The 14077-nt window shown below is 60.8% G+C and carries 16 protein-coding genes; 7 read left to right on the forward strand and 9 right to left on the reverse strand.

Translation table 11 applies throughout. From position 1 onward, the window contains the following. Positions 1–21: 21 nt before the first annotated feature. Positions 22–456: a MaoC family dehydratase gene (locus QEZ49_RS08815; protein ID WP_280386106.1), complete on the reverse strand. Its 435-nt coding sequence runs from the start codon at positions 454–456 to the stop codon at positions 22–24. Positions 457–729: 273 nt separating this feature from the next. On the opposite strand from QEZ49_RS08815, the gene QEZ49_RS08820 reads away from it, so the two are divergent. Further along, the gene (locus QEZ49_RS08820) at positions 730–1476 is read left to right on the forward strand and encodes a cell cycle transcriptional regulator TrcR (RefSeq protein ID WP_280386108.1); all 747 of its coding nucleotides are present in this window, start codon (positions 730–732) and stop codon (positions 1474–1476) included. Between the two features lie 416 nt (positions 1477–1892). On the opposite strand, the gene QEZ49_RS08825 is transcribed toward QEZ49_RS08820, so the two are convergent. Further along, positions 1893–2171, reverse strand: coding sequence for a hypothetical protein (locus QEZ49_RS08825; RefSeq protein WP_280386110.1), 279 nt, complete (start codon positions 2169–2171; stop codon positions 1893–1895). Between the two features lie 16 nt (positions 2172–2187). Here QEZ49_RS08825 and QEZ49_RS08830 point away from each other — a divergent pair, with 16 nt between their 5' ends. Continuing rightward, positions 2188–3816 (forward strand): acyl-CoA synthetase, encoded by a 1629-nt coding sequence (locus QEZ49_RS08830; RefSeq protein WP_280386112.1) that lies wholly within the window; start codon positions 2188–2190, stop codon positions 3814–3816. A gap of 420 nt (positions 3817–4236) precedes the next feature. Here the strand turns inward: QEZ49_RS08830 and QEZ49_RS08835 are convergent, their stop codons facing one another. Continuing rightward, on the reverse strand, positions 4237–4422 hold the full coding sequence (locus tag QEZ49_RS08835) for a DUF465 domain-containing protein (RefSeq protein WP_338074326.1): 186 nt from the start codon (positions 4420–4422) through the stop codon (positions 4237–4239). A 257-nt stretch (positions 4423–4679) separates the two neighbouring features. Between QEZ49_RS08835 and QEZ49_RS08840 the strand changes: the two genes are divergently transcribed. Continuing rightward, a complete protein-coding gene (locus tag QEZ49_RS08840; protein ID WP_280386115.1) occupies positions 4680–4886 on the forward strand; it encodes a DUF465 domain-containing protein in 207 nt (68 codons plus the stop codon). A gap of 37 nt (positions 4887–4923) precedes the next feature. On the opposite strand, the gene QEZ49_RS08845 is transcribed toward QEZ49_RS08840, so the two are convergent. Beyond that, positions 4924–6327, reverse strand: coding sequence for an MFS transporter (locus tag QEZ49_RS08845; protein WP_280386117.1), 1404 nt, complete (start codon positions 6325–6327; stop codon positions 4924–4926). A 186-nt stretch (positions 6328–6513) separates the two neighbouring features. Here QEZ49_RS08845 and purE point away from each other — a divergent pair, with 186 nt between their 5' ends. The 3 genes from purE to rpsU all read left to right on the forward strand — a co-directional run bounded on the left by purE (position 6514) and on the right by rpsU (position 8498). After that, positions 6514–7008, forward strand: coding sequence for a 5-(carboxyamino)imidazole ribonucleotide mutase (gene purE, locus QEZ49_RS08850; RefSeq protein ID WP_068461930.1), 495 nt, complete (start codon positions 6514–6516; stop codon positions 7006–7008). A gap of 11 nt (positions 7009–7019) precedes the next feature. Next, positions 7020–8120 carry a 5-(carboxyamino)imidazole ribonucleotide synthase gene (locus QEZ49_RS08855; RefSeq protein WP_280386120.1) on the forward strand — a complete coding sequence of 367 codons (1101 nt, stop codon included), beginning with the start codon at positions 7020–7022 and terminating at the stop codon, positions 8118–8120. Positions 8121–8255: 135 nt separating this feature from the next. Continuing rightward, complete coding sequence (rpsU, locus tag QEZ49_RS08860) at positions 8256–8498, forward strand: 30S ribosomal protein S21 (protein ID WP_068461905.1); 243 nt, start codon at positions 8256–8258, stop codon at positions 8496–8498. A 53-nt stretch (positions 8499–8551) separates the two neighbouring features. On the opposite strand, the gene QEZ49_RS08865 is transcribed toward rpsU, so the two are convergent. The 3 genes from QEZ49_RS08865 to QEZ49_RS08875 all read right to left on the reverse strand — a co-directional run bounded on the left by QEZ49_RS08865 (position 8552) and on the right by QEZ49_RS08875 (position 11686). Further along, a complete protein-coding gene (locus QEZ49_RS08865; protein WP_280386122.1) occupies positions 8552–9418 on the reverse strand; it encodes an alpha/beta fold hydrolase in 867 nt (288 codons plus the stop codon). A 273-nt stretch (positions 9419–9691) separates the two neighbouring features. Then, positions 9692–10810: an alanine dehydrogenase gene (gene ald / locus QEZ49_RS08870; RefSeq protein WP_280386124.1), complete on the reverse strand. Its 1119-nt coding sequence runs from the start codon at positions 10808–10810 to the stop codon at positions 9692–9694. A gap of 111 nt (positions 10811–10921) precedes the next feature. Beyond that, a complete protein-coding gene (locus tag QEZ49_RS08875) occupies positions 10922–11686 on the reverse strand; it encodes an SLATT domain-containing protein (RefSeq protein WP_280386126.1) in 765 nt (254 codons plus the stop codon). A 327-nt stretch (positions 11687–12013) separates the two neighbouring features. Between QEZ49_RS08875 and QEZ49_RS08880 the strand changes: the two genes are divergently transcribed. Continuing rightward, a complete protein-coding gene (locus tag QEZ49_RS08880; RefSeq protein ID WP_280386127.1) occupies positions 12014–12754 on the forward strand; it encodes an HAD hydrolase-like protein in 741 nt (246 codons plus the stop codon). A gap of 57 nt (positions 12755–12811) precedes the next feature. On the opposite strand, the gene QEZ49_RS08885 is transcribed toward QEZ49_RS08880, so the two are convergent. Together QEZ49_RS08885 and QEZ49_RS08890 are read right to left on the reverse strand one after the other, a co-directional pair. After that, on the reverse strand, positions 12812–13153 hold the full coding sequence (locus QEZ49_RS08885; protein WP_280386129.1) for a hypothetical protein: 342 nt from the start codon (positions 13151–13153) through the stop codon (positions 12812–12814). 207 nt (positions 13154–13360) lie between these two features. Next, positions 13361–13894 carry a polymer-forming cytoskeletal protein gene (locus tag QEZ49_RS08890; RefSeq protein WP_280386131.1) on the reverse strand — a complete coding sequence of 178 codons (534 nt, stop codon included), beginning with the start codon at positions 13892–13894 and terminating at the stop codon, positions 13361–13363. Positions 13895–14077: the final 183 nt, after the last annotated feature.

Consider the following 14077-nt stretch of genomic DNA (forward strand, 5'->3'; position numbering starts at 1 on the left):
CTTACAAGGCGCCGGATCAGGTCAGGCCGGACGCGAAGGTACCATCAGCACCGCTTCTCCCGTGACGACCGGTTTGCCATTGATGGTGCACACGCAGTCGAACCGGGCGCGCTTCTTTTCCGGCACCAGCTCCGCCACCTTGACCGTGGTGACCACCTCGTCGCCGATTTTCACCGGCGCTTTGAAAGCCAGCGTCTGAGATATGTAAATGGCGCCGGGGCCGGGCAACTTCATGCCAAAGACCGCAGAAATATAGGCGGCTGACAGCATGCCGTGGGCGATGCGCTCCTTGAAGATGGTGCCAGCGGCATAGTCGGCATCGACGTGCACAGGATTATGATCGCCGGAAACATCCGCGAAAACCGAAATCACATCGGCAGTTACGGTGTTGGAGGTCGATGCTTCCAGTCCGAGGCTAAGGTCTTCAAAGTAAACGCTGTTCGGCGTATCGGCCATAGTGCTGTGGCTCCCGTCAATCTTTCCCGTCCGTGATTGGTCGCGACACTATCCGCGCCGCACCCCAGGGGCAACCGGGCCGGGTGGACGCAGGGGGCGACGCAGCAACGGGGGAGAAGCCATGGCGTTAACGGGCGCGGGCGTATGGTGGAATTCTCAACTGATTGGCTTGTTGCCGCCGGGCCTCTGCCAAGTTATAAGGCGCCATTCCCCAGTTGACTCTAGAATGCACTTGGCCCTGCTGACCGACGCAGGGAGCCGGAGGTTCCACCTATGAGCGACCGCAAGCCCCTTATGCCGAAGGCGACGGCTGTATGGCTCGTCGAAAACACCTCGCTGACGTTCGATCAGATCGCTGCCTTCTGCGGTTTGCACGTGCTTGAGGTGAAGGGCATCGCCGACGGTGACGTCGCCCAGGGCATCAAGGGTCTGGACCCGGTCAGCTCCAGCCAGCTCACCCGTGAGGAAATCGAGGCGGCTGAGGAAAATCCGGGCCGCAAGCTCCGTCTGGCCGAGCCGAAGGTGACGATCCCCGAGACGCCAACCCGCCGCGGACCGCGCTACACGCCGGTATCACGCCGTCATGACCGCCCCAACGCGGTGCTGTGGCTGCTGCGGAACCATCCGGAGCTGAAAGACAGCCAGATCATGCGCCTTGTCGGCACCACCAAGCCGACCATTCTGCAGATCCGCGAGCGCACGCACTGGAATTCGGCCAGCCTTACGCCGCAGGACCCTGTAACCTTGGGGCTGTGCTCTCAGACGGACCTGGATGCCGAGGTAAAGAAGGGCGCCCGCCGCGTGGAGAAAGACCGCGCGGACATGCCGGATCTGGAGAATGCCGGCACGCTGCTCCCGACCGAGGAGACAACGGCGACTTCGGAAGATCGCAAGGTCGAGATCATGCAGCCGCGCCAGCAGGAAGAGCGCGAGGAGTCCGAGCTGGAAGAGCAGGCCCGCGTGTTCGCGAAGCTGAAAGAGCTTTCCGGTGGCGACCGTCCCGAAGAGGACGAGGACTGAGCTCCAGTGCACCGGCGGCCGGCTCCCCGAAGGAGAGTCGCCGGTGCGAGTGAGCTACATGCTTCCCGGCGCAGTCCGGAACCCACGCAAAATTCTGCGATAACGCCGCTGGATGGACTTCCAGCCTTGGCCGCGCGCACGCCATTTCACCTGATCAGACGTTGAAGCTGGCGTGGATGCCGGCCATTCGACGGATAAGGGCGCGGCGCGTTCAGCGAGATAACTACGGGGCATGGCCTCCCAGAACGCCCCGACCTTCGCCAGCAAGCCGCTGGACGGAGGAGCCCATGGCGCTCCAGATTCATTGCATCGAAGCGCAACTTTTTTGCTCGCCGGACCGGCGCATTGTCAGGCACCGTGCCTGAGTGTCGGGCATGGACGTCATCTGCTCGACTGAAGTCGTGGATCCCGTGGCGTTACTCAACAGCCCAGGGCACCCAGATCAGCAGCATCATGAGTATCCAGAGCGCGATCGATTGCTGTGTAGACTGGCTCATGTCCATCACCCTTCTGTGGAACATGCGACCAGTTGACATTAAACGCTTGCTGGCCTGTGCAGAAGTGTGTCCATGCGGTTTTCCAGACGGTTGATTGGCCACAGGTGCCGACTGATCGCGCGAAACCGCATTGCCCGCGCGCAGCGCTTTCGCTAGCGTTTTTGCAAATGCGCGGATATTCCGCTTGCACATCTTCACCAAGCGCCGGTCTCACATGCCATCCAAACCCTATGACGACAATCTTGGTAAGAACCCAGCCAACTATCAGCCGCTGACACCTCTGCAGTTTCTGCAGCGGGCGGCGCTTGCCTATCCCAATCACATCGCGATCATCCACGGCGATCAGCGCTTCACCTACGGCGAGTTCTATGACCGCTGTCGGCGGCTGGCGTCGGCTCTGGCGGCGCAGGGCATTGGGCCGGGCGATACTGTGTCGGTGATGCTGGCGAACACGCCGGCGATGCTCGAAGCGCACTATGGTGTGCCGATGATCGGTGCGGTGCTGCACACGATCAACACGCGGTTGGATGCGCCGATCGTGGCGTTCCAGTTCGATCACGCTGAAACCAAGCTGCTGATCACCGATCGCGAGTTCGCGCCGCTTTCCAAAGCCGCGCTGGAGCTGGCGAGCGCGAAGCCGATTGTCATCGATTATGACGATCCGGAATTTCCGCAAACGGGCGAGCGTCTGTCTGCAGTCGAATATGAAGAATTCATCGCGGCCGGTGATCCGCAGTTTGCATGGCAGATGCCGGATGACGAGTGGAACGCCATTTCGCTGAACTACACTTCCGGCACCACCGGCAATCCAAAAGGCGTCGTCTATCACCACCGTGGCGCGGCGCTGATGTGCTACGCCAACAACCTTGAAGCCGGCATGGGCGCGCACGCGGTATATCTGTGGACGCTGCCGATGTTCCATTGCAACGGCTGGTGCTTCCCCTGGTCCGTGTCAGCCGTTGCCGGCACGCATGTCTGCCTGCGCTGGGTGCGCGCGAAGGCGATGTATGACGCGATCATCGAGCACCGTGTGACGAACCTATCAGGCGCGCCGATCGTGATGGCGACGCTGCTAAACGCAGCAGACAATGAGAAGCGCCCGATTGAGCATCGCGTGTCGGTGAACCATGCCGCAGCGCCGCCGCCGCAGGCCGTGATGGATGCGATGACAGCGGCGGGCTTTCACTTGACGCATCTTTACGGCCTGACCGAAACCTACGGCCCGGCGGTGGTGAACAAGTGGAACGTCGAATGGGATGAGCTCGACGGCGCTGGTCAGGCATTCAAGCGCACGCGGCAGGGTGTGCGGTATCTCGCGCTGGAAGATCTGACCGTGATGGACCCTGAAACGATGCAAAGGGTGCCGGCTGATGGTGTGACGCTGGGCGAAGTCATGTTCCGCGGTAACATCGTAATGAAAGGCTACCTGAAAAACCCGACAGCAACGGCCGAAGCATTCGCAGGCGGCTGGTTCCATTCCGGCGATCTCGGCGTGCTGCATCCCGATGGCTATATTCAGCTCAAGGATCGCTCGAAGGACGTCATCATTTCCGGTGGCGAGAACATCTCATCCATCGAGGTTGAGGATGTGATCTACAAGCATCCATCCGTTGCCTATTGCGCGGTGGTGGCAAAGCCGGACGACCGCTGGGGCGAAACGCCGTGCGCGTTCGTGGAGCTGCGTCCGGGCATGGATGCTTCGGTCGAGGAGCTGATCGGCTGGTGCCGGGAGCGGCTCGCACACTACAAGTGCCCGCGCTATGTCGTGTTCGCGGAGGTGCCGCGCACATCGACGGGCAAGATCCAGAAGTTCAAGCTGCGCGAGATGGCGAAGAGCGCGTGACGCGCAGCGCTGCTTTGCTGAGCGTTGTGTGAGCGCATTTTTTCGATGGCAGCGGCCCAGAGTGCACTCGTCCGGCGTTCCGTCGAGCGGCACTAGCTTCAAAACGTGTTTGCGGCGCTAAAAATCAGGCTGGTCGCAAAGCGTGTCTAAGCGAAAGCGTGAAAATAAGACGTCGCGTGGGGCGCTCTGCGGCTTGACCCGAAGCGCGCCCCGTTACTGAACGAAGTATGCTCCGCGCTTGGGAGATGCGGAGACATACTCCGTAAGATATGCGGCCGGATCATTCTGCTACCGCGGCCTGCGTTGCCATCGCGGCTATTCAGCCGAATGGCTGGTGCTCAGCAAAAGCGGCGATCAGATGATCCAGCCTTTGTCGATCCTGGCCGGAGACTGAGGGCCAAAGGCTCCTGTTTGGCAGCTTTAATGTCGTGTGCTGCCGTTCATGCTTAGTCGTGTGATTTGGTCTTTGAGTTTCAGCTTCCGTACTTTCAGTCGCTGAATTTCCTGCTCATTCGCACCGGGGCGGGAGAGCTCCTCTTCAATCTTACGCTTAAGAAGCTTGTGCTTCTCGGATAGCTCTGCGAGGTGAGCTGAAAGCGCCATCATGGTCCTCCATGCATATTGAAGACGACAGTAGCGTGACAGAAGCTCGGCGACTTGTCCAATGGCGTTATTGTGTCGGATCGCCTAATTTTTGATGCAAATCTGCTTCGCGAGCGGCGCTGCAATGCGGCGCCTTTGCAATGTTTTATGTGCAGAATGTGCGCTGGCCTGTAACGGCAATCACTTGCGAGTTATAAGCAACAGATGGATAGTCCGGCCGCATATGCGCTGGTTGTTTAAAAGGACGTCGCCGGCCGGACATGACGCGCAACAACGATAGAGAGCTTCGGGACGAACTGGCAAAGTTGCGGGCTGAACACCGTGACCTTGATGATCAGATCATACAGCTTGAGGATTCCGGTACTGCGGATCAGCTGTTGGTGAAGCGCCTGAAGAAAAAGAAGCTGGTGATCAAGGATCGCATGACCGCGGTCGAGGATCAGCTGCTGCCTGACATCATCGCCTGACAGACATCGCTCGCGAACAAGCGCGCGCTGAAGGGCGTCAGGCTGCCCGGATGTCGCCTGACGCATTCGAATTGCTGCCATCCACTGCTGTTCCGGTTGCTTCGCCCGCGATTTCGCGCAGGGCCTTTGCGGCTGCTGCGGTTGTCGCTTCGGCATCCGCTTCGCCGCCGTGCGACGTGGAGATCATGCCGCCTTCCAGCGGCTGGCCCAACGTTTCCTTGAAGGTCAGCACTGCGGTGAAGGCCACGGCTGCTGCGAACATGACCATGAACGCTGGCGCCATCGGATTGTCTGTGTAGGCGACGAGCAGCGTGGCGATGAAAGGCGTGAGGCCGCCGACGATGCCGATCGACAGATTGTAGCCGAGCGCCACGGCCGTGCAACGCACCGGCGCCGGGGTCGATTCCACAATCAGAGCCGGGAACGATGACGTGAACAGGCCGACGAAGAGCGCGGCGCCGAGCTGGCCGGCAAAGACGAGTACAGGGTCGGGCTGGTGCATGAGCGTGAACAGCGGCCACGCGGTGAGAAAGCCCATCCCGATCGAGAATAGCAGCACCGGCTTGCGTCCGACCTTGTCGGTGAGCCATGCGCCGAGCAGCATGCATGGCAGCAGCGCAGTCATGCTGATGGTGTTGATGAGCAACGCCTGCGCGGGGGTGAAGCCGTTATCCAGCTCCATCACGCTGACGAGATAGACGAACAACAGGTAGAACGGCACCGCGTTGAATGCGGCGAGGGCGGCGATGCGGCCAACGAGGCGCCAGTGATTGCGCAGCGTGTCGACAATCGCCGGGCTCTTGCCGGTGCGCTCCGGCACTGTCTCCTCGATGTTGCGGCGGATGAGATTGCCGACCAAGCCGACGCCGAGACCCATGATGAAAGGAATGCGCCAGCCCCATTCGGCGAGTGCATCGGCGGACATCACCGCAGCTAGCAGTGCGCCGGTGGCGGAACCGAGCAGCAGGCCGACGATGGCGCCGCAGGCAGCAAGGCCGCCCATGAAGCCGCGCCGGTTCTCAGGTGCGCGTTCAACCAGAAACACCATCGAGCTGGGATGCTCGCCGCCGAGCGATAGCCCCTGCACCATACGCAGCATTGTGAGCAGGATGGGCGCGGCAATGCCAAGCACCGCGTATCCGGGCAGCAGGCCGATGAGGAAGGTCGGCACGGCCATGGCAGTGATGGCGACGATGAGCGCGGCGCGGCGGCCGTAGTGGTCGCTGACGTGGCCAATGGCGATGCCGCCGAGCGGGCGCATCAGGTAGCCAACGGCAAAGACGCCAAAGGTGGCGAGAAGCTGGGCGACCTGGCTTTCATGGGGAAAGAACTGGCGCCCGATCTCGACGGCGAAAAAGCCGTAGATGGCAAAGTCATACCACTCCAGCACGTTGCCGATCATGCCGGCGCCAATGGCCCGGCGGGTGCGCGCTGGTTGCATCCGGATGTGCCCCTCAAGGATGTTTCGCGGTCTGGTTGGTGGGCTGGCCGTCCCCGGGCCAGCGCGTACGGTGAGGCGTTAAGCATGGCATCGGCGGGCTAAGAAACGGCCAAGCGGCAACCAACACTTGTAAATATCGGGCTGTTCCTGTAACTCCGCGCTTTCTGTGGCCGCACGCAGCACGAGATGAGCACCGAAAAAGCCGTTGTAGGCATCATCATGGGAAGCCAGTCCGACTGGCCGACAATGAAGAAGGCCGCGCAGATCCTGGCAGACTTGCAGGTTCCATTCGAAGCGCGCATCGTTTCCGCCCACCGCACACCTGAACGGCTGTATGACTATGCCAAATCCGCTAAGGATCGGGGCTTGAAGGTCATTATTGCCGGTGCAGGCGGGGCCGCGCATCTGCCGGGCATGACCGCTTCCATGACCCAGTTGCCGGTTCTGGGCGTGCCCATCGCCACGACCGCGCTGGGCGGCGAAGACAGCCTGCTTTCGATCGTGCAGATGCCAGCGGGCGTTCCGGTCGGCACCCTCGCCATTGGCGAAATGGGCGCCACGAATGCCGGTCTGCTGGCGGCACAGATTCTCGCCATTACCGACGCGGCGCTGCTTAAGCGTCTCGAAGCGCACCGGGCGGCCCGCTCTGCGGCTGTCGCCGAAAGCCCCCAGGATACGTGAGACCGCATAGGATGCAGCCTCTTCCCCCCGGCTCGACGATTGGCATTCTCGGTGCCGGTCAGCTCGGCCGTATGCTTGCCGTGGCAGCTTCGCGGCTTGGCCTCAAGGCTCACATTTATAGCGACGTTCCGGGGCCCGCTTCGGATGTCGCGGCATCGACAACGATCGGCGCATACGATGATCTGGCGAAGATCACGGCTTTCGCGGCTGAGACCGATGTCATCACCTATGAATTTGAAAACGTTCCTGTTTCTGCCGCTGCTGCGGTGGAAAAAGTGCGTCCGGTGCGTCCGGGGCTGAAGCCTCTGGAAGTGGCGCAGGATCGCTTCAAGGAAAAAAGCTTCATCGCTTCGCTGGGCCTGCCGTTGCCGCGCTTTGCGCTGGTCGAAGGGCCGGGCGATTTTGCTGCCGCGATTGAAGCCGTTGGCGCGCCATCGATCCTGAAGTCGCGCCGTCTCGGCTATGACGGCAAGGGCCAGGCCCGGCTGGCTTCGCCCGATCAGATCGGCGAGGCGTTCGAAGCCATCGGCCGTGCGCCTGCAACTTTGGAGGCGATGGTCAACTTCCAGTTCGAGGTTTCGGTGCTGCTGGTGCGTGGCATCAATGGCGAAACGCTGGTTTACGATATCCCGCAGAACCATCACGAGGGCGGTATCCTGCGGACCTCCACGGTGCCGAGCCGCCTGCCCGCCGCCCATCGCGAGCGGGCGATCGAGATTGCTTCGACGCTGGCAGAGGCGCTGGGTTATGTCGGTTTGATCGGCGTCGAGATGTTCTACGTCGGCGATGCGCTTGAGCCGCTGCTGCTGAACGAGTTTGCCCCGCGGGTCCATAATTCAGGCCACTGGACGATGGATGCATGCGCCGTCGGCCAGTTTGAGAACCACATTCGGGCCGTTGCCGGCTGGCCGCTGGGTGCGACGGAACGTCATTCGGATTGTCAGATGACCAATCTGATCGGCGATGATGTTGCCGCGTGGCCGCAGTTGGCGGGCGAAGCTAATGCCTGTCTGCATCTTTACGGAAAGAACAAAGCTTTGCCCGGCCGCAAAATGGGTCACGTCAACAGGCTATTCCCCCGCTCAGGTGACGTTGAAACCCGTTCACTCTAATCACGCATGGACAATCCGGCGCTCCCTGTGGTAGGGGAAGCGCCATCATCAACGGCAATCGGGGCGTGGTGTTTAGATACCGCACCGTATGCCGCTTTTTTCATTGGTCACCACAAGGCACAAGGAAGTAGCCGCTTGCAGGTTCTCGTCCGCGACAACAACGTCGATCAGGCTCTCAAGGCGCTCAAGAAGAAGATGCAGCGCGAGGGCATTTTCCGTGAGATGAAGCTCCGTAACTATTTTGAAAAGCCCTCCGAGCGTAAGGCTCGTGAGCAGGCTGAAGCTGTGCGCCGCGCCCGTAAGCTGGCTCGCAAGCGCGCTCAGCGTGAAGGCCTTCTGCCCGGCAAGGCTGCACCCGCTGCTGGTGCCCGCCGCTAAAAGTCGGTTTCCGACGGCATTCCTTGTGATTTAGTGCGCCCTGAGTTATTTGCTCACGGGCGCATTTGCCGTTGGAGAGGCGCGTCATCGTAGGCGTCGAGCGCCTTGGCGCGCTTGTCGTATAGCGCCTCGATCCAGCGGAACATCGCCTCGTGCGAACCGTGCAGGTGGTGGTCCGAGTGGCCCGCGCGCGGGAAGGTGATGATATCCTTCGGCGCGTTGGCGGCCTCATAAACGGCCTTCCCCATCTCCACCGGAATGACGCGATCTTCTTCGCCATGCAGAATGAGCAGCGGAGCGGTCACGCGCGGCAGATGCTGTAGAGTCTCGTAGCGGTCGAAGATGAACGGCCGCACCGGCAGCCATGGATAGGACAGCGCTGCCACGTCGACGATCGACGTATACGGCGCATCCAGCACGACGCCGCCAACCTCGTGCGCGGCGGCCAGTTGCACGGCGACGCCCGACCCGATGGATTCGCCATAGACGATGATGTCTTCCGGGGCGACGCCGTCATCGCGCAGCGCCTGATAGGCCAGCGCCGCATCGGCAACATTGTCAGCTTCGCTGGGCTGACCTTCCGATCCGCCGAAGCCGCGATAACTGAGCATCAGCACGCCGTAGCCTTGCGCCAAGAAGCGCCGCATCCGTTCGGAGCGATTGGTGAGGTTGCCGGCGTTGCCATGGAAATACAGCAGCGTTGGCTTGCCGGGGCTGGCGGGGGCGTACCAGCTGACGAGCTGGGTGCCATCCGCAGCGGTCAACACGCGCTCGCGGGCGCCGGGCAGGTTGAACGCTGCCGGTGAGACGCGCTCAGCATCCGGAAAGTACATTAGCTTGCGCTGCAAAACGAATGCGGCAACCGCTACCACTGCGTAGACGGCAAAAAGGGCCAGCGCGATCTTGATGATGAGCTGCATGCCTCTCCAACGCGCTTTTGCTGCACCGATGGTTGAGCGGACGGGCGGTGGTGCCAAGCGGATGGCAGACTAGCCCGATCCGGCGCCGTCTGCGAAGCCGAACCGCTTCGGCCAATTACAAAATCGAATACGTCGTGGCTGAAAACCCGCAAAAAATTTTACGAGCCAATGCAACTCGGAGACAGGACAACAGATGTCGGATGGCTCTTTGTCCAAGCCATCCGAATTGCAGCGTCGGGCCGCAGCCCTGGCCAGATCGTCTGGCCGTCCGTGCTACTGGCCGAGTGCCCGGAGCGGATCGAAGTAGGGTTCGCCCAACGATTCAGCGACCGCTGGATGCGTAATCTTGCCATCATAGACGTTGAGGCCAGCCCGCAGATGCGGATCTTCCACCAGCGCCTCGGTGGTGCCCTTGTTGGCCAGCGCCAGTACGAACGGCAACGTGGCGTTGTTGAGGGCAAAGGCAGAAGTACGCGCGACCGCGCCGGGCATGTTGGCGACGCAGTAATGCACGACACCATGCTCAACGTAGCTGGGTGCCGCATGTGTGGTCGGCCGCGAAGTTTCGGCAAACCCACCTTGATCGATCGCAATATCGACGATGACCGAGCCGCGCTTCATGGCTTTGACCATGTCGGTGCTGATCAGCTTGGGGGCCGAGCGACCCGGTATCAGCACCGCGCCGATGACGAGATCGGCTTCAAGCACGTAATCCTCAATTGCCTGGCGGGTTGAGAATATAGTGTTGAGGCCCGCGCCGAACTGCTGGTCGAGCCCGTACAGCCGCTCAAGATTGACATCGAGGCAGGTGACGGAGGCTTCAAGGCCGATGGCCATGCGCACCGCGTTGACGCCGGAAACACCACCGCCGATTACGACGACGTTGGCTGGGGCAACGCCAGCGGACCCGCCAAGCAGCATGCCGCGTCCGCCCTGTTCCATCTCAAGGCAATGGGCGCCAGCCTGAATCGACATGCGGCCCGCAACTTCACTCATGGGTGACAGCAACGGAAGGCCGCCGCGCGCGCCGGTCACCGTTTCGTAGGCGATGGCAGCAACACCGGAGCGCATCAGGCCGTGCGCTTGATCCGGGTCAGGCGCGAGATGGAGATAGGTGAAAAGCGTCTGGCCAGGGCGAAGCATGGCGCGTTCAGCGGCCAGCGGCTCTTTCACCTTCACGATGAGATCGCTGCTGGCGAACACTTCGTCGGCGGACGGCAACACGGTTGCGCCAGCTTTCACATAGTCTTCGTCTGTCACGCCAATGCGGGCGGCCGCGTTTTTCTCGACGAAAACCTGATGGCCGTGGGCAACCAGTTCCCGCACGCTGGCAGGTACAAGTCCGACCCGGTTTTCGAAAACTTTAATTTCTTTGGGCACGCCGATGCGCATGTTGGCGCCTTTCTCCGCTTGAAGTCGCGGCAAGGGTATTGCGGATTACCGCCTTGGCAACCGCGATCTTGGTCTGGCCCCCATATCAGGGTGCGGCTTTTGCGGTTCGGCTTAATTTGCAGGTCGGAATGGAGATGCGCGCTGCGCGCCGGTGAAGTCGGGCAAGGCGCCGCCCTTGGTCGCTGACGCGGTGTTCTGCCCCGGCGGAACCAGAAGCAGCAGCATCGCGCTCAACAGCAGCGGTCCGATCCAGATTGCCCAGTAGAGGCCATAGATCTGCACAGCCTCGCGGCGTCGCAACGCGGCCAGCTTCTTTTTCTGGTCTGCCTGATTTGCGGCGTTCTTCAAATCCTGCTGCGCGCGGGCGATTTCATAGTCGATCTCGTCGTGGTTCTCGCCGCACTCATGCAGCGCCCGTTCGTATTCTTCGAGGATCGGCTGCAATTCGCGATCGGCAACTCCGTTCATCAGCGTAAGCCGTTGCAGCGCGCTGTTGACCTTGCGGCCGCACTCGTCGAAGCGGCGCGCCTTGGCAGGATAATCCTTCGCCTGCTCGATGAGACCGATGACCATGGACAGAGAGCCGGTGACAAAGCCGGTGAAATCCAGCACGTTGCGCGTATGCACGCTGATGCTGTCCTGAAAGATGGTGGTGTAGATCGGCAGCAGAAATCCGAACACACCCGCCAGCGCAAATGCCAGCGTGCTTGCATCCTGCTTGCGCTCGAATCGTTTTGCGGCGTTGAAGCGTGCGCGCTTCACGACGTTCCAGTTGTTCAGGTATCTGTCGCGCGCGGATACGTTCTTGCGCACGGTCTCAGCCGCAAGCCGGATTTGTGTCGCGCCAGATGCCGTGGGAATTCGACTCGTCTGCATGCGGGCACATTACTGCGCATCTATCGAACGCTCATCAGGCGAGATGCCATTCCGATGGCCAATGCGCCGGATGGTGTTGAAAACCGGAAGGCGCATCAGGGGGCCGTGCCGCAGGGTCGCATCCGCTGGCAAACCCGCCGCGCAAATCGCGAATGTTACGACCGCTTACCGAACGTTATCGGTGGCGACTCTTTGCGCGGGTTGCAAAACCTGTGGTTGACCTACGATGTAAGGTACTCGTTGGCGCCTTTCTGATGTGCTCTGCGTGTTGATATTCGCCGCAGCCGTGCGCCCAAAATTCTCGTCTGAATGCCTGGAGTAATGCGTATGCGGTTACCTCCCGTTCCAACAACGCCGACTGTCGTATTCGATCTGGACGGCACGCTTGTGCACACCGTTCCGGACATCGCCGCCGCGTTGGATGAAGTTCTCGCGCCCTATGGTGTTGCTTCGACCAGCGAGGATGAAGCTGCCTCCATGATGGGCGACGGCCTCAGCGAATTCTTCTGGCGCGCGTTGACCTCCAAGCGTCTCAATTTGTCGGCCGATGAGGCGGATACAGCGCGGCGTCGCTTTATTGCCTGCTATGCCAAGCAGCCGGCGCGTCGATCACGCGTTTATCCGGGCATCTATGCGCTGTTGCAGGAGCTGCGTCAGCGCAATGTTCGCATTGCGGTCTGCACCAACAAGATCGAGGAAATTGCGCGTACGATCTTGCAGGATATGCGCCTGCTGAATTGTTTTGATGCGGTGGTTGGCGCCGGTGGCGATCGGCCGGCGAAGCCCGATCCTCGCCCTGTTCTGGAAGCAGTTACGCGAGCAGGCGGACAAATGGAGCGGGCGCTGCTTGTCGGTGACACGAGCGCCGATCACGGCGCGGCAATTGCTGCGCGCATTCCGCTGGTGCTGGTCGATTACGGCTATAGCCATTTGCCGATCAGCGCGCTGACCTATGGCATCATTGTCGATAATCCCACGAGCCTGCACGACGCGGTGATGCGGTTTGTCGGCATGGAGGATTATCGCGGACCGGACGCCGAAGCGGAGCATCATCCCGGCGTCGCTTAGGCGCGCCAGTCACACTGAATCATGCGGCAAAGGTAAGTGGTACGCGCTGAGCTGAGCCTATTCGCCAGCGGCAAGCTGACGTTTGCAGATCTCACGCCATTTGCTTTTGGTGATGTGTGTGCCTGCATCCCAGGTGTCGATGCAATACTGAAGTTTTTCAGCGCGAGTAGGCGCCTTGTAGTCGCTGATGCTGGGCGCCGCGGTGTCGGTGCTGCCACCCTCGCGATAGTTGCGCGTGCCCTTGCGGCCGGCGTCAACCGTGCTGACGACGGTGAGTGTCGTCGCGGGGTGAGCAGACGAAGCTGCGACTGTCCATGCACCGGCGGCGGCGTTTGATGCCGTCAAAGCAAGGAGCGAAAGCGCACCGAGGGCGCATATATATGTGCGAGCAAAGGCCATGGTTAATCCTACAACGGATTGCCGCCGCGTGGTGCAGGAACAGGATTTCTGGTGAAGCTTTGCTGGCGTAATGGTCCGGATTGGAACGACGCTTTTGCGTGCGCGGATCCGAGCTCTGAAAAGGGGAAGGCGCGCGAAAGGGGACGTTCGCGCGCCTTCGCCGGCCAGGGCCGGGAAAGCCTGACCGGCTGTATGCCGTGTGATGGTTCAGGGAGCTTCAGAAGCAGCGGCGCTGCTGGGCGCGCTCTTGCTGGTGTTGCGGGATGATGCTGGTTTTGTCGTTTCGGTCCTGATGGAAGCGCTGGCCGTTTCATCCATGTGCCGCAGAGTGCCCATGATGCGCGCGCCTTCATCGGCCGAAAATATCTGATGGATGATCTCGCTCTCAACGATCGCGGTGTTTTCCATTCGCACGCGCTTGGCGTTTATCTTGCCGGTGCTGCGTCCGCGGATGATGACTTCCTCCGCATCAATGCCGCCTTCAACCGAAGCATCGGTGTCGATGATAAGCAGCTTGCAATGCACGTTGCCGAATACGTTGCCCTTGATGAGAATGTCGCCGTTGCTTTCTAGATCGCCGCGCACTGTCAGGCATTCGTCAACGAGCGCATGCACGGGTGGCTTGGTGCGATCTGGTGCGGCGTATTCTCCGGTTGCAGGATGTACTGCCGGGGCAGAAGGCTCGATGCTGTCGGCGTTTCCTGGTGCAGCAAAGCTGTCAAGTTTCTTGGTATTGAACATTGCGAATGCCCTTGTGGAATGATGCAGGCAATATCCGAGCTACGCAGATGAGCAGTAACAGCAGCAATTAAGTGACTGTTCGCACACTATTGGAAGCAAAGAGTGCTGTTCCCGTGAGCAATATGCGTAAATGAAATTGAAGTGTTTCCCGCGCGCTACTCGCACGTCAAAGGATATAAGTCA

This window comes from Hyphomicrobium sp. D-2 (genome assembly GCF_029872155.1).
Lineage (GTDB): Bacteria > Pseudomonadota > Alphaproteobacteria > Rhizobiales > Hyphomicrobiaceae > Hyphomicrobium_A.